This window comes from Bradyrhizobium jicamae (assembly GCF_018130695.1).
In the GTDB taxonomy this organism is placed as follows: Bacteria; Pseudomonadota; Alphaproteobacteria; order Rhizobiales; family Xanthobacteraceae; genus Bradyrhizobium; species Bradyrhizobium jicamae_B.
Genome location: NZ_JAFCJX010000003.1, coordinates 186,992 through 213,264 on the forward strand (window position 1 = coordinate 186,992; position 26,273 = coordinate 213,264).

Sequence of the window (26,273 nt, forward strand, 5' to 3'; positions counted from 1 at the left end):
AGCGGGCCACCGAGACGTAGTCCGGCCGCAGCCTCACTCGATAGCAGGGTTGCCAGAGCGAGAACGGCAATTCCAATCCGGGTCTTCGACATGACCCCCTCCAGCGCCGGGCCCTATCGCGATCAGAGATGACGCCGGAGGGAACCAAAAGTTCCGCGGATTTTTGCGCGATCAGCACGATCGCGCGGGTTGCGACGACGTGGGGAATGCGGAAATGGCGCCGTCAGCTACTTGATCTTCTCATACACCGTCGCGAAGTCGGTCAGCGGCATCGGGATGGTGATGGTTTCCTTCGACAGGTTCTGGAACAGGATCTTCAGCTGCTTGCCGGTCTTCAGCGCAGCGAGCATGTCGGCGGCGATCGGGGCGTTGACGTAACAGCCGCGGGCTTCGCAGGTCTGGATCGCGACGTCGACGGCCTTGCCCTCGTCGACCTGCAGCTTGGCGCCGGCCGGCAGGTTGAGGCCGAGCGGCAGCTGGATCAGCGCCTGGGGCGCACGGGTGTCGCCGGGCACGCGGATGTTGACCAGCACGATCAGTTGGCCGGTCTTGGTCAGCACCGCGTTCTGCTCCATCGCGCATTCCAGCGGCGCCTCGCGGCTGCCGCTGGTGCAGCGGGCGACCCAGCCGGGCGGGGAAGTGCCGTCGGCCTGAGGTGCGGCCGGGGCGGGCGCGGGGGCCGGTGCGGCGGGCGCCGGCGCATTCTTCTTTTGCGCCTGGGCATGCACGAGGCTCGTCGCGCTCAATGCGACGGCAAGGACAAGCAGACATTTGACGGCAATCTTCACGGGCGCGGCTCCGAAATGAACGCACTTCGGATGTGCCGAGCAGCCGTCAAAGTCAAGTCATTCGGCGGCTTCCTTGACCGAGCGCTCCTCGCCTTCGTGCGCGGAATGATCATCGCGCGGCGAGCGGCCCCAATTGGCAAACGCATTGGAGAGGCGGTCGAGATAGAGATAGACCACGGGCGTCGTGAACAGCGTCAGCGCCTGGCTCACGATCAGGCCGCCGACCATGGCGTAGCCGAGCGGCTGGCGGATTTCCGAGCCGGTGCCGGTGCCGAGCATCAGCGGCACGCCGCCGAGCAGAGCTGCCATCGTCGTCATCATGATCGGGCGGAAGCGCAGCAGCGCCGCCTGCCGGATCGCCGCTGCCGGCTCCATCTGCTGGTCGCGCTCGGCGGCGATCGCGAAGTCGACCATCATGATGCCGTTCTTCTTGACGATGCCGATCAGGAGGATGATGCCGATCAGCGCGATCAGCGAGAAGTCGAAGCCCGCCGCCATCAGAATCGCGAGCGCGCCGACGCCGGCCGAGGGCAGGGTCGAGAGAATCGTGATCGGGTGGATGTAGCTCTCGTAGAGAATGCCGAGGATCAGGTAGACGACCACGAGTGCGGCGAGGATCAACAGCGGCACGGTCGAGAGCGATTGCTGGAACGCCTGCGCGGTGCCCTGGAAGCTCGAGTTCAGCGTCGAGGGCGCGCCGATCTCGACCATCGCCTTCTGCACCGCATCCGTCGCCTGTCCGAGCGCGACGCCCTGCGCGAGGTTGAAGGAGATCGTGATGGCCGGGAATTGGCCCTGGTGGCTGATCGAGAGTGGGCGCACCGGCACGGTGGTCCAGCTCGCAAAGGTCGAGAGCGGCACCTGGTCGCCGGTCGCCGGCGACTTCACATAGATCTTGCTCAGCGTGTCGGCGGTGCCCTGCAGCTCCGGCAGCACTTCGAGGATCACGTGGTAGCTGTTGAGCTGGGTGAAGTACTGTGTCACCTGGCGCTGACCGAACGCGTCATACAGCGTGTCGTCGATCAGTTGCGGCTGGATACCGTAGCGCGAGGCGGTGTCGCGGTTGATCTTGAGCTCGACCGTGGTGCCGTTGGTCTGCTGGTCGGTGGCGACGTCGCGCAGCTCGCCCAGCGTCTGCATCTTGGCCAGGATCTTCGGCGCCCATTCGTTGAGCTCGGCGAGATTGGCGTCCTGCAGCGTGAACTCGAACTGGGTGCGGGTCGGCCGGCCGCCGAGGCGGACGTCCTGCGCGGCCTGCATGAACAGCCGGGCGCCCTCGACCTTCTCCAGCTTCGGCCGCAGCCGGGCGATGATCTGCTGGGCGTTGGCGTCACGATGGTCGCGCGGCTTCAGCGTGATGAACAGGCTGCCATTGTTGCCGGCGCGGCCGCTGCCGCCGATCGCCATCGCAACCGAGGCCACCGCGGGATCGGCCATCACGATCTGGCCGAGCGCCTCCTGCTTGCGCTTCATGTCGGCGAAGGAGATGTCCTGGCTGGCCTCCGAGGTCGCGGTGATCAGGCCGTTGTCCTGCTGCGGGAAGAAGCCCTTCGGGATGATCACGAACATGTAGACCGACAGCGCGAGCGTGCCGAAGAAGATCATCAGCGTGATGAACTTCCAGCGCAGCGCGAGGTCGAGCACATGCTGATAGCCGCGCAGCATCGCGTCGAAACCGCGCTCGCTGATCTGGTAGAAGCGGCCGTGCCGCTCCTCGTTGTGAGCGCGCAGGAAGCGCGAGGCCATCATCGGCGTCAGCGTCAGCGACACGAACATCGAGACGAAGATCGTCATCGCCAGCACCACCGCGAACTCGCGGAACAGGCGGCCGATGATGCCGCCCATCAAGAGCAGCGGGATCAGCACCGCCACCAGCGAGATCGAGATCGAGACGATGGTGAAGCCGATTTCGCTGGAACCTTTGAAGGCGGCCGCCATCGGCCGTTCGCCTTCCTCGATGTAGCGGCTGATGTTCTCCAGCATCACGATGGCGTCGTCGACCACGAAGCCCACGGCAATCGTCAGCGCCATCAGCGACAGATTGTCGAGCGTGTAGCCGAACACCCACATCAGCGCGCAGGCGCCGAGCAGCGCCAGCGGCACAGTGATGGCCGGGATCACCGTGGCCCAGAAGCTGCGCAGGAAGACGAAGATCACCATCACGACCAGGAAGATGGTCAGGAGCAGGGTGAACTGGACGTCCTCGACCGCGGCGCGGATCGTGGTGGTGCGGTCGCTGATCACCTCGATCTTGACTGCCGGCGGGATCGCGGCGACCAGCCGCGGCAGCGTCGCCTTGATCTTGTCGACGGTGTCGATGACGTTGGCGCCGGGCTGCTTGAACACGACCAGGAAGACGCCGCGCTTGCCGTTGGCCCAGGCGGCCTGTTTGGCGTCCTCGGGACCGGTCACGGCCTGGCCGATATCGCGGATCCGCAAGGGGCCGCCGTTGCGATAGGCGATGATGACGTCGTTCCAGGCGTCGGCCTGCAGCAACTGGTCGTTGGCGTAGATGGTGTAGGCGCGGGTTTCGCCGTCGATATTGCCCTTCGGGCTGTCGACTGTCGTGATGTTGATCGCTGCTCGGACGTCTTCCAGCGACAATCCCTTGGCGACGAGCTTGGCCGGATCGATCTGGACGCGGATGGCCGGCTTCTGCTGGCCGCCGATGATGACCTGGGCGACGCCGGAGATCTGGCTGATCTGCTGGGCGAGCTGAGCGTCGACGGAATCGCTGACCGTGGTCAGCGGCAGCGTGTCCGAAGTCGCCGACAGCAGCAGGATCGGCGAGTCGGCCGGATTGACCTTGCGATAGGTCGGCGGCGAGGGGAGGCTCTTCGGCAACTGGCCGCTGGCGGCATTGATCGCCGCCTGCACGTCGTTGGCGGCACCGTCGATGTTGCGGTTGAGGTCGAACTGGATGGTGACCGAGGCGGTGCCGAGATAGCTCGTCGAGGTCATTTGCGCGATGCCGGGGATCTGCGCGAACTGGCGCTCCAGCGGCTGCGCGACCGAGGTCGCCATGGTCTCCGGGCTGCCGCCCGGCAGCGTCGCGGTGATCTGGATGGTCGGGAAGTCGACCTGCGGCAGCGGTGCGACCGGCAGCAGCGGATAGGCGACGAGGCCCACGAAGAGGATACCGGCCATCAGCAACGAGGTGCCGATGGGATAGCGGATGAAGGGTGAGGAGATTCCGCCGCTCATTCCGACTTGACCTTCTGCGGCTGATCGGAGCTCGCGACCGCCGTCGATACCAGCGTGCCGGGCGAGACCTTGTACTGGCCTGCGGTGATCACCTGCTGCCCGGGATTGAGGCCCTCAGAGATCACCGACTTGCCGTCGATCGACTGGTCGACCTTGATCTTGCGCAGCTCGGCCTTGTTGTCCGGGTTCACCGCATAGGCATAGAGGCCGTCGGTGCCGTGCTGGACGGCATCGTCTGGAATCACGGTGGCGTCCTTCAGCGTCTTTACCAGAAGACGCGTTGAGACCGACTGGCCCGGCCACAGGACGTGGTCCTTGTTGTCGAACACCGCCTTCAGCCGGATCGTGCCGCTCGTGGTGTCGACCTGGTTGTTGATCAGCGCCAGCGTACCCGTCGAGAGCACGCGCTTGCCGTCGGTGGAGAGCGCGATGGTCTTCGGCGGTGCGGCCGCCAGCGCTGCCTTGATGTCGGGCAGCTGGTCTTCCGGTGCGGTGAAGATCACCGCGATCGGCTCGACCTGGGTGATGCTGACGATGCCGGTCTGGGTTGCAGCATTGACGATGTTGCCGATGTCGACCTGGCGGAGGCCCGCGACGCCCGAGAACGGCGCCTTGATGGTGGCGTAGTCGAGCTGGGTCTGCGCGTTGAAGATCGCGGCCTCATCGGCGGCGATCTGCGCGGTGAGCTGCGCCACCGTGGAGCGCTGGGTGTCGAGCTGCTGGCGCGTCGCGAACTCGCCGAGCTTGGTGTAACGCTGCAGGTCGAGATTGGCGTTGGCGAGGTTGGCCTCGTCCTGCGCCTTCTTGGCCTTGGCCTGGTCGAGCGCCGCCTGGAACGGGCGCGGATCGATCTCGACCAGCGTATCGCCTTCCTTGACGAACTGGCCTTCCTTGAAGGCGATTTTGGTGATCTGTCCGTCGACGCGAGTGCGGACCTGCACGGTGTTGAAGGCCTGCACTGAGCCGAGGCCGAACTGATAGACCGGGAAGTCGGCTTTCTCGACCGGCGCGGTCTTCACCGGCACCGCTGGCCGGACCGCTGCGCGCTTCTGCGCAGCTTCAGCGGCGAGCTTGTCGCCCTGATATTTCTGCCAGCCAAAGTATCCCCCTGTGCCGATCGCAGCGATCAGCAGGACCCCAACGATGGTGCTCGACTTTGACATGCAGGCTCTTGGGTTCGACGAACAATAATGGGTGATTGAAACGGTTCCCAGAGCTTGCGGATATAATACGCGTGCACTTAATGTGTAAACACACCAAGGCTTGAGAATCCTAAACATTTGGAAAGGTTTAGGGTCAGAAACAAATGGAAACGTTCAAGCATTTTGACGTGATGTCATGTCGCTCGATTTGAAACGTCAGCTGGTCGCGCAACTCGTCGAGAGCTCGCGCCTGCTGCGCAATTACATCGACCATCGCGCCAAGACGCGCGGCACGACGCGCGCGCAATGGATCGTGCTGTTTCGACTGCGCGCGCAGGAGGGGCTGTCGCAGGTCGATCTCGCCGACGTGCTCGAGCTGCAGCCGATCTCGCTGGTGCGTCTGCTCGATCGTCTGGTCGAGCACGGTCTGCTCGAGCGGCGGCCCGATCCGCGTGACCGGCGCGCCAACCGTCTGTTCCTGACCGAGAGCGGGCGCAAGCTCGTCGACGATCTCGATGCCTTGCGCGATGCGATCGCAGGCGACGTGCTGCGCGATGTGCCGATGGAGCAGATCGAGGCCAGCCTGACCACGCTGCGCGACATCAAGGATCGCATCAAGACGCACGGCGAGGGGCCTGAGAGCATCGCCGCGAAGTAGGTACGACGTTTGTTGCCGCCGTTCTCCCTCGTATCCGGTTGAAACACCCGCCGATGTCGTCCATATCGCGCGGCAGATGAAGTTTGCCGAGATCAGGAGCGCACGATGGACGAGTTGAATGGACGCATGATGGCCTGTCAGATCCTGATCACGGGATTGATCGCGCGCGTCGCCAACGAGCAGCGCGATCCGTTGCGCTTCCTCACCGACTTCCGCGACGAGATCAGGGCCGTCGTGGGCGGCGTCAACATCGCCGGCATGGAGAACACCGAGCGGGTGCGCCAGGTCGCGCAACGCACCGTCGACGAGCTGTTCTCGCTGATGAAGCCGCCGAGCAGCGAGTGAATTTTTCTGTTTCGATCGGTGTCCGTGCATGTCGCGGAGACCTGAGAGGCCGCGTCTTGTAGCGTTTCGCACGGCGTCGATTGCGTCATCGTGGTGAGCAAGCTCGGCGCGAGTTTTTGGAATCGTTTTGAACTGGAGTGATTCCATCTTGGTGTACAGGTTGTCGCATTGACCCACATTTTCGTGATCGATAACCACGCCCCTCAATAAGTGTTCGTTGCGCCTCGCAAGCGTACGAAGGATTTCTGGGGGCGCGAAAATGAAAAATCTGAAAGTGCCGGGCTCGCTGCGCGCATGCGCAGCGGCCGCGGCAGACGACAACCTGTGTTCGGGCGCGAAGGTTTCCGCGGTTGCGAGCCTGATCGCCGTGGCATCATTCTCGACGGCCGAAGCGCAGCAATCGAGCCTGCCGCCGGTGTCGGTCGACGCGCCGGTGGCGCGGCCGCGTCCGGCCGCGGCAAAACCGAATCCCGAGCAGGTCCGCGCGCGCAACGCGCTGCGCCGCGCATCGCGGACTCCGCAGGCGGTGCCGGCTGCTGCAGCAGCGAGCGTCGCTCCCGATCGCAATCCCTATGCCGACCCTGCCGCGCCCTACAAGGTCGACCGCGTGCAGGCCTCGGGCAAGTTTCCCGAGCCGCTGCTCAACACGCCGAAGACCATCACCGTGCTCAGCAAGGAGGTGCTGGAGGACAAGAACGCCACTTCGCTGCGCGAGGTCGGGCGCTCCACCGCCGGCGTGACGCTCGGCTCGGGCGAGGGCGGCAACGCGTTCGGCGACCGTTTCTTCATCCGCGGCTTCGATGCCCGCAACGACGTCTTCATCGACGGCATCCGCGACCCCGCCGTCTCGATCCGCGAGAACTTCTTCACCGAGCAGATCGAGATCCTGCGCGGTCCGGCCTCGTCCTATGCGGGCCGCGGCACCGCCGGCGGCGCCATCAACATCGTGACCAAGCAGGCTGCCGATTACAACTTCACCAACGCCGACACCACCTTCGGCACCGATCGCACCAAGCGCGTCACGTTCGACACCAACCAGGTGATCAGCCCGACCTTCTCGGTGCGCACCGGCGGCATGTTCCAGGACGCCAACGTCGCCGGCCGCAACTACGTCACCGACGATCGCTGGGGCGGCTTCATCTCCACCAAGTACACGCCGACCAACGACATCAAGATCACCACCAACTACGTCCACACCGACCTCAGCGGCCTGCCGGACTTCGGCGTGCCCTGGTATCGGCAGGGCAATACGCCGGTCACCGAGGCCGGCATCCCGCGCCAGAACTGGTACGGCTTCGTCAACCGCGACTTCCAGACCGCGCGGCAGGACTTCGGCACGCTGACGGGCGAGTACAAGGTCACCGACAGCATCACCCTGACCAGCCGCACCCGTGCGGAGCATTCGCTGCTGGCCTATATCGGCACGCTGCCTAATTCGCCGGTCACGACCAATCCCGATCCGACGAAATGGACGTTCACCGCCGCGCCGCAGAGCCGCAACCAGTGGGTCGACGTCCTGGCGAACCAGGAAGAGGCCACGTTCAAATACAACACCGGATCGGTCAGGCATACGACGGCGGTCGGGCTCGAGGTCTCCAACGAGCGCGTCGGGATCGACCGCTACACCGGGCTCGCATCGGAAGCGGCCGGCGCGGGCGCGTTCAATCCCAACGGGTCCTTGCCCGGCCAGTCGATCTATTTCCCGACCTACACCTTCACCGCGTTCAACACGCTTCCGTCGTTGAGCGGAAATCCGACCCGTTACAATGTCGACAGCAAGGCTCTCTACGTCATCGATACCGCGAACTGGCAGGACACCATCATCCTGAACGGCGGCGTGCGGTATGACGGCTACGATTTGCGGTCGTCGAACAACACGGCATCCGCCAAGGTCAACTCGGATTTCGTGAACTACAACGGCGGCATCGTCTTCAAGCCGGTGCCGATCGGCAGTCTCTATGCGGCCTACGCGACCTCGACCAATCCGTTCGGCTCCGAGCTCGACGGTACCGCGACGGACTATGGCGGTGTTCCTCCCAGCGCCACCACGATCCTTGGACCCGAACGCAACCGGGCAGCCGAGGTCGGTACCAAATGGGAGCTGTTCGACCGTCATCTGCTGGTGACAGGCGCGCTGTTCCAGACCGAGAAGAAGAACGCGCGCGAAACCGTCAACGGGGTTCTGGCGTCGGGTGCGGCCTACCAGGTCGAGGGCATCGACCTCGAGGTCAGCGGCAACATCACCGATCGCTGGAGCGTTTTCGGTGGTCTGGTGCTGATGAAATCGAAGGTCACGCAGAGCGCGCTCGCGTCCAACATCGGGCTGCAGATGGCCAACATCGCCCACGAGTCGTTCAGCCTGCTGTCCAAATACAAGTTCGACGGCGACTGGGAGCTTGGCGGGCAGGCGGTCTACCGCTCGAAGATCTATGGCGGCACCTTCGGCGCCAACACGGGTACGGTGCTGCCGAGCTACTGGCGCTTCGATGCGTTCGTCGAGAAGAAGATCGACCAGCACTGGAGCGTCAAGTTCTATGCACAGAACCTGACCAACAAGCTGTACTACGATACGCTCTATCGCAGCGCGACGCCGTTCGTCGCGGTCGCGCCGGGGCGGGCATTCTACCTCGTGACGTCAGCGAAGTTCTGAGCGGTCGATGCTGTCTGCGGGACGATGCGGCGGTGACCGCCGCATCGTCGATGCAACATCAACCGGCGCCTGCAGCGCGCGGGAAGCGTACCGAATTCACGACTTCTTAGAACGGTTATTAGAACGCTTCAAAACGAAGTTTAGAACCGTTTCAGACTGCAGATTAGAATCGCTTTGAAGTGGCTGGAATTGGACGCAGTGTTGCTGTGATCGCATTGACGCACATTTTCGCCATCGATACCCCCGGTAGGACAACTCGTCGCGCGACAATCGCGCGCATGAGGCGAAAGTGTCGGGGGCGTGGAATGAACAATCTGAAAGCACCGAGGTCGCTGCGTTTCGACGCGGCGCTCAACTCGGTCGACGACAAGACGGACAACTATTCCGGGGCGAAGGTCTCTGCGGTCGCAAGCCTGATCGCGGTGGCGTCGTTCTCCGGTGCCGAGGCGCAGACGTCCAACAACCTCCCGCCGGTGTCGGTCGATGCTCCGGTGGCGCGGCCGCGTCCGGCGGCGTCCAAGCCGTCCGCGGAGCAAATCCGCGCCCGCAACGCGCTGCGCCGCGCCGCCGCGCAGCGCCAGCAGGCGGCGCAGGCTCCGGCAAATCCCGGCCCGTCGCTCAGCGCCGACCGCAACCCCTACGCCGACCCGTCCGCGCCCTACAAGGTCGATCACGTGCAGGCCGGCGGCAAATTCCCGGAGAAGCTGGTCGACACGCCGAAGTCGATCACCGTGTTGAGCAAGGAAGTGCTCGAGGACAAGAACGCCACCTCGCTGAAGCAGGCGATCCTGTCGACCGCCGGCGTCACGCTCGGCTCGGGCGAGGGCGGCAACGCCTTCGGCGACCGCTTCTTCATCCGCGGCTTCGACGCCCGCAACGACATCTTCATCGACGGCGTGCGCGACTCCGGCGTCAGCGTCCGCGAGAACTTCTTCACCGAGCAGGTCGAGATCCTGCGTGGTCCAGGCTCGACCTTCTCCGGCCGCGGCATCGCCGGCGGTGCGATCAACATCGTCACCAAGCAGGCGACGACGGAGAAGAGCTTCTACAACATGGACACCACGTTTGGCACCGACCAGACCAAGCGTGTCACGCTCGACGTCAACCAGGTGATCAACCCGACGCTCGCGATCCGCGCCGGCGGCCTGTTCCAGGACGCCAACGTCGCCGGCCGCGACTACGTCAAGGACAACCGCGATGGCGCCTTCGTCGCGACGACGTGGAAGCCGGTGGATGCGGTGAAGATCACCGCCGGCTACATCCATACCGAGCTGACGGGCGTGCCGGATTTCGGCGTGCCGTACTATCGGCCGAGCACGTCGAGCACCGCGGGGGGGCCGTTCCCGGATTTCGGCGTCAACCGCAACAACTGGTATGGCCAGATCAACCGCGACTTTTATCGGACCGGTCAGGACATCGGCACGCTCAATGCGGAAGTGCAGATCACGCCCGACCTGATGCTTAGCAACAAGTTCCGCGCGTCTAGCTCGTCCCAAAACTATGTCGGAACGTTGCCGGAGTCGCCGACGCTAGCGCCCAACGCTCCGTTCACAGCCTATACGCTGACGATGAATCCGCAGAGCCGCATCCAGGTCACCGACGTGCTCGCCAACCAAACGGAGGCGACCTACAAATTCCAGGACGGGATTGGCTTCAAGCATACCGCGCTGGCGGGAATCGAAGTCGATCGTGAGCGATCGTCGATCGACAAGTATCTCGGGCTCACCTCGGAAGGGAACGGAATTCCCACAAGCCCATCGGGGTCGCCGACGGGTGTCAGCGTCTTCTATCCCCAGGACACGTTTTTGCCTGGCAAGGCGCTCGCATTGGCAGGCCTTCCGACCAAGATCGGCATCGACACCGTCAGCGGCTACGTCATGGATAGCGCGAACTATCATGACCTGCTGATCCTCAACGGCGGTTTCCGCTACGACAATTATAGCCTCAAGACGTCTGGATATACGACCGGCGGGGCGCCCGCCCAGCAGTCGGCCGAATTCCTGATTCCCAACTTCAATCTCGGCCTGACCTACAAGCCGTTGCCGAATGGCAGTGTCTACATTGCCTACGCAACTTCGGCGAATCCGGTAGGCGCCGAATTCGACGGCACCAGCACGGCCTATGGCGGCGTCAATCCGGGTCTCGCGGGCGGCAATACGCAAATCTTCGGGCCAGAAAAGAACAAGGCCATCGAGGTCGGCACCAAATGGGAGCTGTTCAATCGCCATCTGCTGCTGACGGCAGCCCTGTTCCAGACCACCAAGGACAATGCACGCGAAGCGCAGAACGTTGGCGACGCGGTCACCGCAGCGGGACTGGGCTGCACATATAACCCGCCGACCGGCTCGACCACCGTATCCTGTATCACGGCGGGCGCGGCCTATCGAATTCGCGGCATCGACCTCGGCGTCGGTGGCAAGATCACCGACAAATGGAGCGTGTTCGGCGGTCTCGTGCTGATGGAGTCGGCGGTGACGAAGTCCCTGGCGCCATCGGCCAACAAAACGTTGTACCCGACCAATGTCGGGCTGCCGCTCGCCAACGTCGCGCACCAGTCGTTCAGCCTGCTGACCAAGTACCAGCTCACCGATGTCTGGGAGCTCGGCGGGCAGGCGGTCTATCGCTCGAAGATCTACGGCGGCACGTTGCTGGCGGCCAACCAGGGCACGTCGATCCCGAGCTACTGGCGCTTCGACGCCTTTGCTGAGGCGAAGATCAACAAGAACTGGCAGCTCAAGTTCTTCGTCAACAACATCTTCGACAAGCGCTACTACGACGCGCTCTACCAGAGCGCGGCGCCGTTCGTGCTGGAAGCTCCGGGACGCGCCGCCTATGTGGTGCTCTCGGCGCGCTACTGATGGAGGCGGTCTAGCCGACGCGATGCTGATCTGTGTTCCCAACGTGCTCACCAAGGCTGATGTGGCGGACTTCCGCCGCATCATGGACGCGTCCTCCTGGGAGGACGGCCGCTCGACGGCCGGCGCCGCCTCGGCCATGGTCAAGCGCAACGAGCAATTGCCGCCCGACAGCGAGGTCGCGCGCCAGCTCGGCAACCGCATCCTGTCGGCGCTGACCGCGAGCCCGCGCTTCATCTCGGCGGCGATCCCGCTGAAGATCTTCCCGCCGCTGTTCAACCGCTACGCCGCCTCCGACGGCCATCATTTCGGCCTCCATGTCGACAATGCCGTGCGCGGGGACAGGCTGACGGGCCTTCGGATCCGCACCGACCTGTCGGTCACGCTGTTTTTATCGGAGCCGGACGAGTATGACGGCGGCGAGCTCGTGATCGAAGACCTCTACGGAAGCCACGAAATCAAGCTGCCGGCGGGCGATCTCGTACTTTATCCTGCGTCCAGCTTGCATCTGGTCACTCCGGTGACCCGCGGAACGCGAGTTGCGTCTTTTTTCTGGTTGCAGAGCATGGTACGGGATTCCCATGCCCGCAGCCTGATCTTCGATCTCGACACAGCGATCCAGGCCCTGGTCGAGCGGCTCGGGCGTGATGACCCTGAAACGGTCAAATTGACTGGCATCTATCACAACCTGATCCGCCACTGGGCCGAAGTATGAACAATTGTTTCTCCCGCGCTACCCCCGCCGTGATCGCCGCGCTGGCGCTGCTGGCGCTTGCCATGCCGTCGCAGGCGCAACAGCCGGCGCCGGCCGCATCGCAACAGCAGGCGGCCCCAGTTGCCGCGCAGCCGGCCGCGCCGGTTGTTCAGGCGGAGCCGGCTCCTTCGGCTGCAACCCCGTCGGCTCTCACGCCGGCCCCGGGTCAGCCGTCGGCGAGTGACGGAAAGACCGTGCAACCGGTGGGCGAGAGCAGGACCAAGGCCGGAGTCACGATCGGAATGGCCGAGCTGTCGCCCTGGAAGATGTTCCAGAATGCCGACATCATCGTCCAGGCGGTGATGATCGGTCTTGCTTTCGCCTCGCTGGTCACCTGGACGATCTTCATCGCCAAGATGATCGAGCTGACGGTGATCGGACGCAAGCTGCGCGGTGCGCTCACCAAGATCGGTGAGGCACGCTCGCTCGCGGAAGCGCAGCTTGCGCTTGGCGCCAAGGGCAGCGTGCTGTCGTCCTTCATCAGCGCCGCGATGCGCGAGGGCCGGCTGTCGGCCGGGATCTCCAGCGACAGCGGCATCAAGGAGCGCGCCGCGTCGACCTTTGCCGAGATCACGCGCGCCGAGGCGCGCCGCGTCCGTCTCGGCATGGGCCTGCTCGCCACCATCGGCGCGACATCGCCCTTCGTCGGCCTGTTCGGCACCGTCTGGGGCATCATGAACAGCTTCATCGGCATCTCGAAATCGCAGACCACGAACCTCGCCGTGGTTGCGCCGGGCATCGCGGAAGCGTTGCTGGCGACCGCGATCGGCCTCGTTGCGGCGATCCCGGCCGTGATCATCTACAACCACTTCTCCCGCGTCACGAAGGGCTATCTCGAGCTGGTCGGCCGCGCCTCGGGCGCCGCGGGGCGGTTGCTGTCGCGCGATCTCGACCGTATCCATGGCGGCTCGTTGTCGCGCTCGGCCGCGGAGTAGGGCATGGCAGTCTCGCTCGCAGACAATGACGGCGACGACGAGTTCGCGGAGTCGCATGAGATCAACGTCACGCCGTTCATCGACGTGATGCTGGTGCTGCTGATCATCTTCATGGTGGCGGCGCCGCTCTCGACCGTAGATCTGCCCGTCAACCTGCCGACCTCGACGGCCACGCCGCAGAAGCGGGAAGACAAGCCGACCTTTGTCACCATCCAGGCCGATCTGGCGGTCGCGATCGACAACGATGTCGTCAAGCGGGTCGATCTCGTTCGTCTGCTCGATTCCAAGCAGGGGATGAGCAAGGACAAGAACGTGTTCCTGCGCGTCGATCGCACCGTTCCCTATGGCGAGGTGATGGGCGTGCTGCAGTTGCTGCGCGACGGGGACTACACGAAGGTCAAGCTGACTTTGGAAAATGTCCCGCCTGCAGCGGACAAGCAAGCCGCTCCGGCGAGCCCCAATCCCTGACCGGGGATGTGAGCCATGGCTGACATCGACGAACGAAAATCGAGCAAATCGCTCTGGGTCGCAGCGGCCGTGGTTGCCGTTGCGCTGCATGTGGGCGGGGCAGCGCTTGCACTGATTCACCTGCAACCGGACGACGACGATGAAGGGCTCGGTGCCGCCGTGTCCGCGATCGGGGTCGAGCTGGTGGCGCCGAACGTCGAAAAGACCGATCTGCCGCCGGGCCCCGACGCAGAGCAGACCGCCGCGTCGCCCGCGCAAGCCGAGCAGCAGGCCGAGGCCAAGCCGACCGACCTGCCGAAGGACAAGCCGACCGAGCCCGATGAGGCCGACCGCGTCGTCACCGAGCGCGAATCCAAGAAGCCGACTGAAGACGATCCGAAGATCGAGGCAGCCCAGGCCGCCGCCTCGGACCCCGCGATCGCCCAGGAGGCGGCTGCGCCGCAGCCGATCGACGGTGCCAAGGTCGCCGACCTGCCGGCGGCACCAAATCCGGGACTCGGCAATGACAAGGGCGAGCTGACCAAGAACTGGATGAAGAAGATCAGCGGCATCTTCGAGAAGAACAAGCGTTACCCGAAGGTGCACAAGGGCAAGGCCGCGAATGTCACGGTCAGTTTCGTCCTGAACCGGCTTGGGCGCGTGATCCAGCTCGCGATCGCTGAATCCTCAGGCGATCCGTCCTATGACGAGGAGGCGCTGGCAATGGTGCGCCGTTCCGATCCGGAGCTGCCACCACCGCCGGCCGACCGGACCGAGGATACCTTCAGCTACAACATCCAGGTCAAGTTCAACAAGCCGAAATAGGTCTACCCCTGCGTCGTCCTTCGAAGGCGGTGTAACCATCCCGTGGTGTGATCACCCGCGCATGTTGGGTGATCCAGAGGGGATCGCTAAAGCGCGATGAGATTGGGTTGAATCATCATCGCGCTTTAGCTCTTTGTTTGCGCATGATCTTTTCGGAAAACCGCTTCGCACTTTTCCGGATCATGCTTTCGTTTCCATTTCTCCGATCCGAAGACCAATCTGCGGGAATGGTCTCTCGCGAACAAGCGCCATTCATTGCAACGAGCCAAGTGGCTGCAATTGCCGCAAGCGTCTCTTCAACCAATTTATCTGACGCCGTCTTACCGCCAGTACATCCGGATCGCCACGTACACCACGACGAGGCAGCCGAAGATCAGCGCCACCGGCAGCGGGCGCTTGGCGGCGGGGCCACTCGCGCCTTGCTTCGGCTTGTTGGGCAGGCGGCGGAAGGCGGTGACGTTGCCGGTGTCGTTGGTTCCCTCGCGGGCGCGGGCGGGGATTTCGGGGGCGGTGCCGGCGCCGCCCATCTCGGCGTAGTAACTCTTGTACATCAGCTGGATCGTCGCCTCGCTGGCGTCGGCTTCGCCCATCTGGGCGAGCATCGTCTTGTAGCTCTCCAGGAAGTTCTGCGCTTCCGGCGGCAAAGCCGAGGCGCCGTTGAGCTTGGCCATCATCTTCCAGGTTGCAAAGTCTGCCCGCGCGCGGGTGTCGGCGCGGCGTGCAATCAACATATCGGCAGCTTTGATCACCATGGCCTCGAAGCGTTGTCTCCCTGCGCACGCCCCGGAAAATGGGACGGGTGTCTCGATTAAACCATGCGCTAAGTCAAACTAGGTGTTTCCGGTTATGAGGAGAAGGGCGCTGATCACATAGCCGGTCAGAGTTCGCAGTATCGTTGAAATAACATCAAGATTTAGGCCGAGATTCTGCCCAAGCATCGGCAGCAGGATAAGGAGGCCGATCAGGATCAGCATGCCGTAGGGCTCAAGCCGCGCCAGCGGATAAGCCAGGGGGCGGGGCAGCAGCCCGACCGCGACCCGGCCGCCGTCCAGCGGCGGGATCGGCATCATGTTGAAGATCGCCAGCACGATGTTGATCAGGAACGCGTTTTTCAGATTGTCCGCGGTCCATTTGGCGGCCTCTGCGGGAACCCAGGGCAGGGCGTGGAATGCCAGCGCCACCGCCGTCGCCAGCACGATGTTGGTCACCGGGCCGGCCAGCGCCACCCAGACCATGTCGAGGCGAGGGTGGTTGAGGTTGCGCCAGTTCACCGGTACCGGCTTGGCATAGCCGAACAGGAACGGCGAATGCGACAGCAAGAGCACGCCGGGCAGGATGATGGTGCCGAAGGGGTCGATATGCCGCAGCGGGTTGAAGCTGACGCGGCCGAGCTGGAAAGCGGTGTTGTCGCCCAGCCGGTAGGCGACGAAGGCATGCGCCGCCTCATGGAAGGTGATGGCGATGACGAGCGGCAGCACCCAGATCGAGATGTCGTAGAGGGAAATGTTCACGCGCGCTGCCTTGGTTGTTTCAACGGCGGAACGCTAGCATGGAATCTGTGACCGTCAGCTTACGTGATCGTTCCCGGATACTGCGTCAGGCCGTCATCGATGCACACCCAGGCGATCTTCTCCGACACCCAGATGTGCTCGGTCGGCGGAAAGGCATTGCGGTCGTCGAAGCAGGCGAGGGCGATGCCCATGGCGGTGCCGTTGGTGCGGCGGGTGAACAGCCGCGTGCCGCACGCGGTACAGAATTCGCGCGCGATCGCCGGCGATGAGAGAAAGCGGCCGGTCTCGCCTTCGACCGTCACGGCGCGCGGCTCGAACATCGCGCGGGCGTAGAATGGCGAGCCCATCGCCTTCTGGCAGGTGCGGCAATGGCAGATCCGGACGTTGAGCGGCTCGCCTTCAGCTTTGAAGCGAACCGCGCCGCACAGGCATCCGCCTTCCCGGATCATTGTCGCGCTCCGAATTTTAGACCATCATCCTGAGGAGCGCGGAACGCGCGTCTCGAAGGGCGAGGCCTTACCTGGTGGCCTCGCCCTTCGAGACGGCCGCTGTGCGGCCCCCTCTGGCTGAGGGGATGAAGTTCAATACGTCGCTCGGCCACCGCTGATGTCGAACACCGCGCCGGTGGAGAAGCCGCAATCGGCCGATGACAGCCACGCCACCATCGCGGCGAGCTCTTCCACCAGCACGAAGCGGCCCTTCGGGATCTTCGACAGCATGAAGTCGATGTGCTGCTGGGTCAGCTGGTCGAAGATCGCGGTCTTCGCCGCGGCCGGCGTCACCGCGTTGACCAGGATATCGTGCTGGGCGAGCTCCTTGCCGAGCGACTTTGTCAGCGCGATCAGGCCGGCTTTCGACGCGGAGTAATGCGCGGCGTTCGGGTTGCCCTCCTTGCCGGCGATCGAGGCGATGTTGACGATGCGGCCGTATCTCTGCGCGATCATCGCGGGCACGATCGCCTTGCAGCAGATGAAGGGGCCGTCGAGATTGATGCGCATCACCTTGCGCCATTCCTCAAGATCGGTCTCCCATACGGTCGCATTGACGCCGGCGATGCCGGCATTGTTGACGAGGATGTCGATCTTGCCGAACGCTCCGAGCGTCGCGTCGCGCGCGGCGGTGACGGAGGCGGGATCGGAGACGTCGACCTTGACCACGGTGACGGCATCGCCGATCGCCTTCGCGGTTTTCTCGGCGAGGGTTTGGTCGAAATCCCAGATCGCGACCTTTGCGCCCGAGGCCACGAAGCGCTCGGTGATGGCGCGGCCAAAACCCTGCGCGCCGCCGGTGACGACGGCGCAGCGGCCGTTGAGATCGATCTTGTTCATGCCGGACGCCTTCTATGTGGAGATCAGAGCATGAAACCGCCGTCGACGACCATGTCGACGCCGGTGGTGAAGGCGGCCTCATCGCTGGCGAGATAGACCGCCATCGCGGCGATCTCTTCCGCAGTACCGAGCCGGCCCATCTTCTGGCGGGCGACGAACATGTCCTTGCCCTGCGGCCCGACCGCGGCCGCGCGGTCGAGCATTGACGGCGTCTCCACGGTGCCGGGGCAGATCGCGTTGCAGCGGATGCCCTTGGTGATGAAGTCGAGCGCGACCGCGCGGGTCAGCAGCGACACCGCCGCCTTCGATGCGCTGTAGACGTAGCGGTTGGCCGGCGGCCGCAGCGCGGCGCAGGAGGAGATGTTGACGATGCTGCCGCCGCCTTTCGCCAGCATCGCCGGCAGGAACGCCTTGATGGTCCGGTGCATCGACTTGACGTTGAGGTCGAACGAGAAATCCCAGTCCTCTTCCGAACATTCCAGGATGGTGCCGTTGTGCACGAAGCCGGCCGCATTGAGCAGCACGTCGATGGTGCCGACACGTTTTGCGAACGCGTTGACGTCGGCGGTGCTGCGGACGTCGAGTTTTGCCGTTTCCGCGATGCCATCCTTGGTGAGCGAAGCGATGCCGGCTTCATTGATATCGGTCGCGATCACGGTCGCGCCTTCACGCGCGAATGCGATGGCGCAGGCGCGCCCGATGCCGGCTGCCGCCGCGGTGACGACGGCGCGCTTTCCCTTCAGTCGATTGGACATGGATGTCTCCCGGAGTTCTTCTTGATTTGTATTTCGTCATTGCGAGGAGCGAAGCGACGAAGCAATCCATGTTTCCGCAGAGGAGAGATGGATTGCTTCGCTGCGCTCGCAATGACGATGCGTCAGTGATTGTCGCGCGCCACGCCGACCGTGCCCGCAATATTCTGGTAGCGCGTGGCGAGCTCCATGCAGGCGCCGGTGGACTGCTGGCCGACGGTGTTGCGATAGATCTCCTGCCACGGCGTTTGATGCGCCGGGAAGGGGAAGCCGCCCTTGGCCTTCAGCTCGGCGCGGCGGGTGCGGATCTCGTCCTCGGAGATCAGGATGTTGGCGCTGCCCTTGTTGAGGTCGATGCGCACCTTGTCGCCGGTCTTGAGGATCGCAAGCCCGCCGTCGGCCGCGGCCTCCGGCGAGGCATTGAGGATCGAAGGCGAGCCCGAGGTGCCGGACTGCCGGCCGTCGCCGATGCAGGGCAGGGACAGGATGCCGCGTTTGATCAGCGCCGCCGGCGGCTGCATGTTCACGACCTCGGCGCCGCCGGGATAGCCGATCGGACCGGTGCCGCGGATGAACAGCACGCAGTGCTCGTCGATGCCGAGCGCGGGATCCTCGATCCGCTCGTGATAATCCTCCGGACCCTCGAACACGACGGCGCGGCCCTCGAAGGCGTTGGGGTCCTTCGGATTGACGAGATAGCGGTCGCGGAATTCCTTGGAGATCACGCTGGTCTTCATGATCGCGGAATCGAACAAATTGCCGCGCAGCACGATGAAGCCGGCGTCCTTCACCATCGGCTTGTCGTAGGTCCAGATCACATCGCCATCGGGCTTGGCCGCATCCTTGCAGTTCTCGCCCATGGTGCGGCCGTTCACGGTCAGCACGTTCTCGTGGATGCGCTTGTGTTTCATCAATTCGCCGACCACCGTCGGCACGCCGCCGGCGCGGTGGAATTCCTCGCCGAGATAGAAGCCGGCCGGCTGCAAATTCACCATCAGCGGCACGTCGTGGCCGTACTTCTGCCAGTCGTCGATCGACAGCTCGACGCCGACATGGCGCGCCAGCGCGTTGATGTGGATCGGCGCATTGGTCGAGCCGCCGATCGCGGAGTTGACCACGATGCAGTTCTCGAAGGCCTGGCGGGTCAGGAAGTCCGACGGCTTCAGATCTTCCCAGACCATGTCGACGATGCGCTTGCCCGTCTCGTAGGCGATCTGGCCGCGCTCGCGATAGGGCGCGGGGATCGCCGCGCAGCCCGGCAGCGAAAAGCCGAGCGCTTCGGCCAGCGAGTTCATGGTCGAGGCGGTGCCCATGGTGTTGCAATGGCCGACCGAGGGTGCCGAAGAGGCGACGATCTCGATGAACTGCTCATAGTCGATCTCGCCGGCAGCGAGCCGCTCGCGCGCCTTCCAGACCACGGTGCCGGAGCCGGTGCGCTGGCCTTCGTGCCAGCCGTTCAGCATTGGGCCGCCCGACAGCACGATCGCGGGCAAGTTGACGGTGGCGGCGGCCATCATGCAGGCCGGCGTGGTCTTGTCGCAGCCGGTGGTCAGCACCACGCCGTCGAGCGGATAGCCAAAGAGGATCTCGACCAGGCCGAGATAGGCGAGGTTGCGGTCGAGCGCAGCCGTCGGGCGCTTGCCGGTTTCCTGGATCGGATGGGTCGGAAACTCCATCGCGATGCCGCCGGCGGCGCGGATGCCCTCGCGGACGCGATGCGCCAGCTCCAGGTGGTGGCGGTTGCAGGGGGAGAGGTCGTTGCCGGTCTGGGCGATGCCGATGATCGGCTTGCCGGCCTGCAGTTCCTCGCGGGTCAGCCCGTAATTGAGGTAGCGCTCGAGATAGAGCGCGGTCATGCCCGGATTATGCGGGTTGTTGAACCACTCCTGGGAGCGGAGCTTGCGGCCCTTGCCCTTGGTCTGGCCATTGCTCTGACCGGCGGCGTCGTGCCCGTTGCTGTGGGATTTTGTCATTGAAGTGTCTCCCGGGTGTTTCCCGCAATGCAAACTCGCATCGGCCCGTTGGATGGGCTCTGATTTCTACCTTGCGCAAATCCTTGCGCATTACAAACCCGCCCGTGACGAATTCGTGTCATCGCGGGTGGGATTGGACCTTAGTTGAAGAACTTTGGTTGCGCTATCATTTTGTCTTTTTTGCCTCCTCATGGCTGCTGTGCGGCGGCACAAATGTCAGGGTTTGCGGACCGAGCTTTGCCTGGCGATCACGCTGAAGCCGAGATCGACCACCGGCTGGGCCGGGCGTCGGCCCTCCAGCGCCTCGATCACCATTGTGCCAGCATTCCTGCCCATTTCGTAGCGGTTGGTGCGCACGCTGCTCAGCGGCGGCACGCTGGATGAGACGAATTCGAGGTCGTTGAAGCCGATGATCGCCATCTGATCGGGCACCGGCATGTGCCGTCGCTTGCATTCGAACATGGCGCCGAGCGCCAGGTCGTCGTTGACGCAGAACACCGCCTCGATCTCGGGCGCCTTGGACAGGAGATCGGCGAACAGCGTGCCGCCGAGCGTGACCGACGTCGGCACCGCCGTTGTGACAATCAGCCGCTGGTCGAACAGTCCGGCCTCGGTCATCGCCGCCTGATAGCCGTCGAGCCGGCGCTGCACCCGCGGGTCCATGCGGGCGCCGAGGAAGCCGATCCTGCGGTAGCCCTGCTCGAGCAGGTGCGAGATCGCGGCTTTCGAGGCGTCAAAATGCGAAAAACCGATCATCATGTCGACCGGCGAGGGACCGATCTCCATGATCTGGACGATCGGGCAATCCACCGCTTCCATGATCTTGCGGGAGTCGGCGGTCTGGTTGATGCCGGTCACGATCAGCCCGGCCGGCTTCTGTGCCAGAAAAAGACGCAGCAACCTTTCTTCGAGCAGGATGCTATAGCGGGTGTTGGCGAGCTGGATGCTGTAACGGCTGCCGTCAAGCGCGTCATAGATGCCGCGCAGCACGTCGGAGAACACGTTGTTGGTCAGCGAGGGGATCAGCACGCCGATCACCTCGGTGCGCTGCGAGGCCAGCGCTCGCGCCGCAAGATTCGGCACATAGCCGAGCTCTCGCGCCGCGCTTTCAACCCGCACACGCTTGCCGGCCGACAGGGCCTCCGGTGTCCGGAAGAAGCGCGACGCCGTAATCGGACTGACGCCGGCGAGTTTCGCCACTTCGGTCAGCCTGATCTTCTCGGGCTTGGTCGGCTTGCGTGCCATTTTTTCGCTCATATCACAGGCGCCGCGGTGGATAAACTGATATTGACAGCGCTACCAACCGATTGCTAATCGAACGATTGCCAAAACCGGCTAAACTGCGGACAATAACATCAGTCCATCGGGCCTCGCACAAGCGACGCCGGAGCAAGAACAGAGCGGTCACGGCAACTCGTCGTACACCGCCGGGAAAAGATGAGGAGGGAAGTGGATGTCGTCGGTCCAGATTCGCGACGTGCGGAAGTCGTTCGGCAATTTTGAGGTCCTGCACGGCGTGACGATCCCGATCGAGGACGGCGAATTCGTCGTTCTGGTCGGCCCCTCCGGCTGCGGCAAGTCGACCCTGCTGCGCATGCTCGCAGGTCTCGAGAACATCACCTCGGGCACGATCTCGATCGGCGATCGCGTCGTCAACAACGTCCAGCCGAAGGAGCGGGACATTGCGATGGTGTTCCAGAACTACGCGCTCTATCCGCACATGTCGGTCGCCGACAATATGGGCTTCTCGATGAAGCTGCGCGGCGCCAAGGCCGACGAGATCTCGGCCAGCGTCAAGCGTGCCGCGGAAATCCTCGCGCTGACCCCGCTGCTCGACCGCTATCCGCGCCAACTGTCCGGCGGTCAGCGCCAGCGCGTCGCGATGGGCCGCGCCATCGTGCGCGATCCCCAAGTCTTCTTGTTCGACGAGCCGCTGTCGAACCTCGACGCCAAGCTGCGCGTCGCGATGCGCACCGAGATCAAGGAACTGCACCAGCGCCTCAAGACCACGACGGTTTACGTCACCCACGACCAGATCGAGGCCATGACCATGGCCGACAAGATCGTGGTCATGCATGACGGCATCGTCGAGCAGATGGGATCGCCGCTCGAGCTCTACGACACGCCGGCCAATCAGTTCGTCGCCGGCTTCATCGGCTCGCCCGCGATGAACTTCCTCAAGGGCAGCGTCAAGGTGAACGGATCGGCCTATTTCGAGGGCCCGAACGGGGTGAAGCTGCCGCTGAAATCGGCGCCGGCCAATTCCGACGGCAAGCCCGCGGTGTACGGCGTGCGGCCCGAGCACTTCACGATTGCCGACGACGGTGCCGAGGCCGAGATCGTCGTCGTCGAGCCGACCGGCTCTGAGACCCAGGTGTTCGCCAAGCTCGGCGGCGAGCAGGTCGTCGCCGTGTTCCGCGAGCGCCATCAGTTCAATCCCGGCGACAAGGTGCGGCTGAAGCCGGATCCGACCCTGGTTCATCTGTTCGATGACGGCACCGGCAAGCGACTGAACGGCTGATCGATTGACCAGCTGATTGACTGACGAACGGCCGACCAACAGGCCGGCCGACACGATAACAAGACCAAAACAAAAAGCATTTCATAAGGGAGGAAGAACGATGCACGATTTCACTCGCCGCTCGCTGCTTCAGGGCGGCACCGCGCTTGCCGCAGCCGGGGCACTCACCGGGCCTGCGCTCTTCGACTTCGCCAAGGCCTGGGCGCAGACCTCGCCCTGGAAGGCGGAGCCGGGCGCCAAGCTCACGGTGATGCGCTGGAAGCGCTTCGTTCCGTCCGAAGACGATGCGTTCAACGCGATGGTCGCGGCCTTCAAGGCGGCGACCGGCACCGAGATGAACGTGTTCTCCGAGTCCTTCGAGGACGTGCAGCCGAAGGCCTCGGTTGCCGCCAATACCGGCTCCGGCCTCGATCTCGCCTGGGGCCTGCACACGCTGCCGCAGTTGTTCCCGACCAAGGTCATCCCGATGAACGACGTTGCCGATTATCTCGGCAAGAAGTACGGCGGGTGGACCGACGCTGCGGCCATCACCTGCAAGAAGGGCAATGACTGGCTCGGCATTCCCGTCGCGACTGTCGGCGGCTATCTGACCTACCGCAAGTCTGCGGTCGAGAAGGCCGGTTTCAAGACTGTGCCGTCCGACTTCCCGGCCTATCTCGAGCTGTGCAAGGCCCTGAAGAAGAACAACACCCCGGCCGGCTTCGCGCTCGGCCACGCCACCGGCGACGCCAACGCCTGGGTGCACAACATCCTCTGGGGCCACAACGGCTGGACCGTCGACAAGGACGACAAGGTCATCATCAACTCGCCGGAGACGATGAAGGCGCTGGACTATGCCAAGGCGTTGTCGGAGACCTTCATTCCGGGCGTCGCGTCCTGGAACGACTCTTCCAACAACAAGGCATTCCTGTCGGGCGAATTGTATCTGACCTCGAACGGCATCTCGATTTACATCGCCGCCAAGGATGACGCGAGCAAGAAGGAACTCGCCGAGGATATCGACCACGCGCTGTGGCCGGTTGGGCCGATCGGCAAGCCGACCGAGCTGCAGCTGGCGGTGCCGATCCTCGCCTTCAACTTCTGCAAATATCCGAATGCGGCAAAGGCCTTCATTGCCTTCATGCTGGAGAAGGAAAACTACGACAAGTGGCTGACCGGCGCGCGGGGCTATCTGACCCACACGCTCAATGCCTATGACTCCGCGCCGGTGTGGACCGCGGATCCGAAGAACGGCGTGTTCGGCCAGGCCTCCAAGCGCGCGCTGCCGGCGTCCGGCATCGGCACGCCCGGCGAGAAGGCGGCAACCGCGATTGCCGACTTCATCGTGGTCGACATGTTCGCCAACTACTGCACTGGCGCCAAGGACGGCAAGACCGCGATGGCCGAAGCCGAGCGGCAGCTGAAGCGCATCTATCGCTGATCAAAGAGGCGCGGGCGGCGGCAGCCCCGCCGCCCGCGTATCGTTACTTTCTTATCGGACATCGCCCAGGGAAAACGCCATGGCTGACATCGCCCTTACGCCAAGACGTGCCAAGCCCGCGCTTCGCGAAGCGACCACCTGGGACCAGCTCAAGCACAACAAGAACTGGCTCGGCTTCTGGTTCATGCTGCCGGCGATGGCGTTCCTGATCTTCTTCCTGGCCTATCCGCTGGGACTCGGCATCTGGCTGTCCTTCACCGACACCCGCATCGGCCGCGTCGGCCATTTCGTCGGCACCGAGAACTACGAATGGCTGTGGGATGACGCGATCTTCTGGCTCTCGGTGTTCAACACGCTGCTGTACACCTCCATCGCCAGCGCCATCAAATTCGGTGTCGGTCTCTATCTCGCGCTGCTGCTCAACGAGCGCATGCCGTTCAAGGCGATCCTGCGCGCGGCCGTGCTGATCCCGTTCATCGTGCCGACGGTGCTGTCGGCGCTGGCGTTCTGGTGGATATTCGATTCCCAGTTCTCGATCATCTCCTGGTCGCTGAAGCATCTCGGCCTGATCACCCAGAACATCAACTTCCTCGGCGACACCACCTGGGCCCGCATCTGCGTGATCTTTGCCAATATCTGGCGCGGCGTGCCGTTCGTGGCGATCACGCTGCTGGCCGGCCTGCAGACGGTGTCGCCATCGCTTTACGAGGCGGCGATCCTCGATGGCGCGACCAGCTGGCAACGCTTCCGCTACATCACCTATCCGCTGCTGACGCCGATCATCGCGGTGGTGATGACCTTCTCGGTGCTGTTCACCTTCACCGACTTCCAGCTGATCTGGGCGATGACCCGCGGCGGCCCCGTCAACGCGACCCATCTGATGGCGACGCTATCCTACCAGCGCGCGATCATCGCGGGACAATTGGGCGAGGGCGCCGCAATTTCCAGCGCGATGATCCCGTTCCTGCTCGCCGCGATCATGGTGTCCTGGTTCGGATTGCAGCGGCGCAAGTGGCAGCAGGGAGAGAGCAATGACTGATCTCTTTGCTCTCCGTGTCCCGGGCGCTGCGCAGCGCGCAGCGGTGCGCTGCAGAACCGGGACCCACAAAGTGCCTAAATCGACCATGGGTCCCGCATCTGCGGTGCACCGCTGCGCGCTGCACTGCGTGCGGGACACAATGCGAGACACGAGGATTGTGTCATGACTGATCTTCCCGCCACCAAGGTCGACCTCAAGACCGTGCTGTCGACGCCGGCCCGCGTCGATAACAGCGAGGGCATGAGCTATCTGCAGTCGCTGCCGCGGCGGATCGTGACGCTGTACATCCCGCTCGGGATCATCGTCGTCATCCTGCTGTTCCCGTTCTACTGGATGGGGCTGACGGCGATCAAACCGGACGACCAGCTGCTCGACCTCGACAAGTTCAATCCGTTCTGGACCTGGAATCCGACCTTCAAGCACATCCACAAGCTCTTGTTCGAGAGCTACTATCCGCACTGGCTCTGGAACACGATGTATGTCGCGGTCGGCGCCACCGTGCTGTCGATCATCGCGAGCGTGCTGGCGGCCTATGCGATCGTGCGTCTGCGCTACAAGGGCGCCAACCTAGTCGGCGGGCTGATCTTCCTGGCCTATCTGGTGCCGCCGTCGATCCTGTTCATTCCGCTGGCGACCGTCGTGTTCCAGTACGGTCTGTTCGACTCGCCGATGGCGTTGATCCTGACCTATCCGACCATTCTGATCCCGTTCTCGACCTGGCTCCTGATGGGCTATTTCAAGACCATCCCGTTCGAGCTGGAAGAGTGCGCGCTGATCGATGGCGCGAGCCGCTGGCAGATCCTGATCAAGATCGTGCTGCCGCTGGCGATCCCTGGTCTGATCTCGGCCTTCATCTTCTGCTTCACGCTGTGCTGGAACGAGTTCATCTACGCGCTGACGTTCCTGCAATCGACCCCGAACAAGACGGTGCCGGTCGCGATCGTCAACGAATTCGTCGACGGCGACATCTATCGCTGGGGTTCGCTGATGGCAGGGGCGCTATGCGGTTCGCTGCCGCTGGTTATCCTTTACGCCTTCTTCGTAGAGCATTATGTCTCCGCCATGACGGGAGCCGTGAAAGAGTAGGCAGGCCCGCGTCCGGATTCTCAAACTACTAGGAGTAGGG

General features: G+C 63.7%; 22 protein-coding genes. 12 read left to right on the forward strand and 10 right to left on the reverse strand.

The features are described 5' to 3' along the window. Nucleotides 1-227: 227 nt before the first annotated feature. The 3 genes from JQ604_RS06105 to JQ604_RS06115 are packed head-to-tail and all read right to left on the reverse strand — an operon-like array spanning nucleotide 228 to nucleotide 5,155. Nucleotides 228-788: an invasion associated locus B family protein gene (locus tag JQ604_RS06105; RefSeq protein ID WP_433996229.1), complete on the reverse strand. Its 561-nt coding sequence runs from the start codon at nucleotides 786-788 to the stop codon at nucleotides 228-230. Between the two features lie 57 nt (nucleotides 789-845). Then, complete coding sequence (locus JQ604_RS06110) at nucleotides 846-3,992, reverse strand: multidrug efflux RND transporter permease subunit (RefSeq protein ID WP_212354331.1); 3,147 nt, start codon at nucleotides 3,990-3,992, stop codon at nucleotides 846-848. Beyond that, nucleotides 3,989-5,155 carry an efflux RND transporter periplasmic adaptor subunit gene (locus JQ604_RS06115; protein ID WP_212354334.1) on the reverse strand — a complete coding sequence of 389 codons (1,167 nt, stop codon included), beginning with the start codon at nucleotides 5,153-5,155 and terminating at the stop codon, nucleotides 3,989-3,991. The genes JQ604_RS06110 and JQ604_RS06115 overlap by 4 nt, the downstream gene beginning before the upstream one ends. A 175-nt stretch (nucleotides 5,156-5,330) precedes the next feature. On the opposite strand from JQ604_RS06115, the gene JQ604_RS06120 reads away from it, so the two are divergent. The 8 genes from JQ604_RS06120 to JQ604_RS06155 all read left to right on the forward strand — a co-directional run bounded on the left by JQ604_RS06120 (nucleotide 5,331) and on the right by JQ604_RS06155 (nucleotide 14,603). Then, nucleotides 5,331-5,792 carry a MarR family winged helix-turn-helix transcriptional regulator gene (locus tag JQ604_RS06120; RefSeq protein WP_212354336.1) on the forward strand — a complete coding sequence of 154 codons (462 nt, stop codon included), beginning with the start codon at nucleotides 5,331-5,333 and terminating at the stop codon, nucleotides 5,790-5,792. Nucleotides 5,793-5,897: 105 nt separating this feature from the next. Further along, a complete protein-coding gene (locus tag JQ604_RS06125; protein ID WP_212354337.1) occupies nucleotides 5,898-6,137 on the forward strand; it encodes a hypothetical protein in 240 nt (79 codons plus the stop codon). Nucleotides 6,138-6,396: 259 nt separating this feature from the next. Continuing rightward, entirely contained in the window at nucleotides 6,397-8,787 is a 2,391-nt protein-coding gene (locus JQ604_RS06130; protein ID WP_212354339.1) for a TonB-dependent receptor, read from the forward strand. 305 nt (nucleotides 8,788-9,092) lie between these two features. Then, a complete protein-coding gene (locus JQ604_RS06135; RefSeq protein ID WP_212354341.1) occupies nucleotides 9,093-11,645 on the forward strand; it encodes a TonB-dependent receptor in 2,553 nt (850 codons plus the stop codon). 22 nt (nucleotides 11,646-11,667) lie between these two features. Next, entirely contained in the window at nucleotides 11,668-12,357 is a 690-nt protein-coding gene (locus tag JQ604_RS06140; RefSeq protein ID WP_212354344.1) for a Fe2+-dependent dioxygenase, read from the forward strand. Further along, complete coding sequence (exbB, locus tag JQ604_RS06145) at nucleotides 12,354-13,331, forward strand: tonB-system energizer ExbB (protein ID WP_212354346.1); 978 nt, start codon at nucleotides 12,354-12,356, stop codon at nucleotides 13,329-13,331. Before JQ604_RS06140 ends, exbB begins: the two co-directional genes overlap by 4 nt. Nucleotides 13,332-13,334: 3 nt before the next feature. Further along, on the forward strand, nucleotides 13,335-13,799 hold the full coding sequence (locus tag JQ604_RS06150) for a biopolymer transporter ExbD (protein ID WP_212354348.1): 465 nt from the start codon (nucleotides 13,335-13,337) through the stop codon (nucleotides 13,797-13,799). Nucleotides 13,800-13,814: 15 nt separating this feature from the next. Continuing rightward, nucleotides 13,815-14,603: an energy transducer TonB gene (locus JQ604_RS06155; RefSeq protein ID WP_212354350.1), complete on the forward strand. Its 789-nt coding sequence runs from the start codon at nucleotides 13,815-13,817 to the stop codon at nucleotides 14,601-14,603. Between the two features lie 320 nt (nucleotides 14,604-14,923). Here the strand turns inward: JQ604_RS06155 and JQ604_RS06160 are convergent, their stop codons facing one another. From JQ604_RS06160 to JQ604_RS06190, 7 genes are all read right to left on the reverse strand, one after another. Beyond that, nucleotides 14,924-15,334 carry a hypothetical protein gene (locus tag JQ604_RS06160; protein WP_212354671.1) on the reverse strand — a complete coding sequence of 137 codons (411 nt, stop codon included), beginning with the start codon at nucleotides 15,332-15,334 and terminating at the stop codon, nucleotides 14,924-14,926. A gap of 99 nt (nucleotides 15,335-15,433) precedes the next feature. Further along, complete coding sequence (locus tag JQ604_RS06165) at nucleotides 15,434-16,114, reverse strand: site-2 protease family protein (protein ID WP_212354352.1); 681 nt, start codon at nucleotides 16,112-16,114, stop codon at nucleotides 15,434-15,436. A 59-nt stretch (nucleotides 16,115-16,173) separates the two neighbouring features. Next, complete coding sequence (locus JQ604_RS06170; RefSeq protein ID WP_212354354.1) at nucleotides 16,174-16,563, reverse strand: GFA family protein; 390 nt, start codon at nucleotides 16,561-16,563, stop codon at nucleotides 16,174-16,176. Nucleotides 16,564-16,695: 132 nt separating this feature from the next. Next, nucleotides 16,696-17,442, reverse strand: a complete 747-nt coding sequence (locus JQ604_RS06175) for an SDR family NAD(P)-dependent oxidoreductase (RefSeq protein WP_212354356.1) — start codon at nucleotides 17,440-17,442, stop codon at nucleotides 16,696-16,698. Between the two features lie 23 nt (nucleotides 17,443-17,465). Beyond that, entirely contained in the window at nucleotides 17,466-18,197 is a 732-nt protein-coding gene (locus JQ604_RS06180; RefSeq protein WP_212354358.1) for an SDR family oxidoreductase, read from the reverse strand. 122 nt (nucleotides 18,198-18,319) lie between these two features. Then, on the reverse strand, nucleotides 18,320-20,167 hold the full coding sequence (locus JQ604_RS06185; protein ID WP_212354360.1) for an IlvD/Edd family dehydratase: 1,848 nt from the start codon (nucleotides 20,165-20,167) through the stop codon (nucleotides 18,320-18,322). 216 nt (nucleotides 20,168-20,383) lie between these two features. Next, complete coding sequence (locus JQ604_RS06190) at nucleotides 20,384-21,412, reverse strand: LacI family DNA-binding transcriptional regulator (RefSeq protein ID WP_212354362.1); 1,029 nt, start codon at nucleotides 21,410-21,412, stop codon at nucleotides 20,384-20,386. A gap of 208 nt (nucleotides 21,413-21,620) precedes the next feature. On the opposite strand from JQ604_RS06190, the gene JQ604_RS06195 reads away from it, so the two are divergent. From JQ604_RS06195 to JQ604_RS06210, 4 genes are all read left to right on the forward strand, one after another. Beyond that, the gene (locus JQ604_RS06195; RefSeq protein WP_212354364.1) at nucleotides 21,621-22,688 is read left to right on the forward strand and encodes an ABC transporter ATP-binding protein; all 1,068 of its coding nucleotides are present in this window, start codon (nucleotides 21,621-21,623) and stop codon (nucleotides 22,686-22,688) included. 100 nt (nucleotides 22,689-22,788) lie between these two features. Beyond that, on the forward strand, nucleotides 22,789-24,108 hold the full coding sequence (locus JQ604_RS06200) for an ABC transporter substrate-binding protein (RefSeq protein WP_212354366.1): 1,320 nt from the start codon (nucleotides 22,789-22,791) through the stop codon (nucleotides 24,106-24,108). 79 nt (nucleotides 24,109-24,187) lie between these two features. Continuing rightward, nucleotides 24,188-25,147, forward strand: coding sequence for a carbohydrate ABC transporter permease (locus JQ604_RS06205; protein WP_212354368.1), 960 nt, complete (start codon nucleotides 24,188-24,190; stop codon nucleotides 25,145-25,147). A 162-nt stretch (nucleotides 25,148-25,309) separates the two neighbouring features. Continuing rightward, a complete protein-coding gene (locus JQ604_RS06210; protein WP_212354369.1) occupies nucleotides 25,310-26,233 on the forward strand; it encodes a carbohydrate ABC transporter permease in 924 nt (307 codons plus the stop codon). The last annotated feature ends 40 nt before the right edge of the window (nucleotides 26,234-26,273 follow it).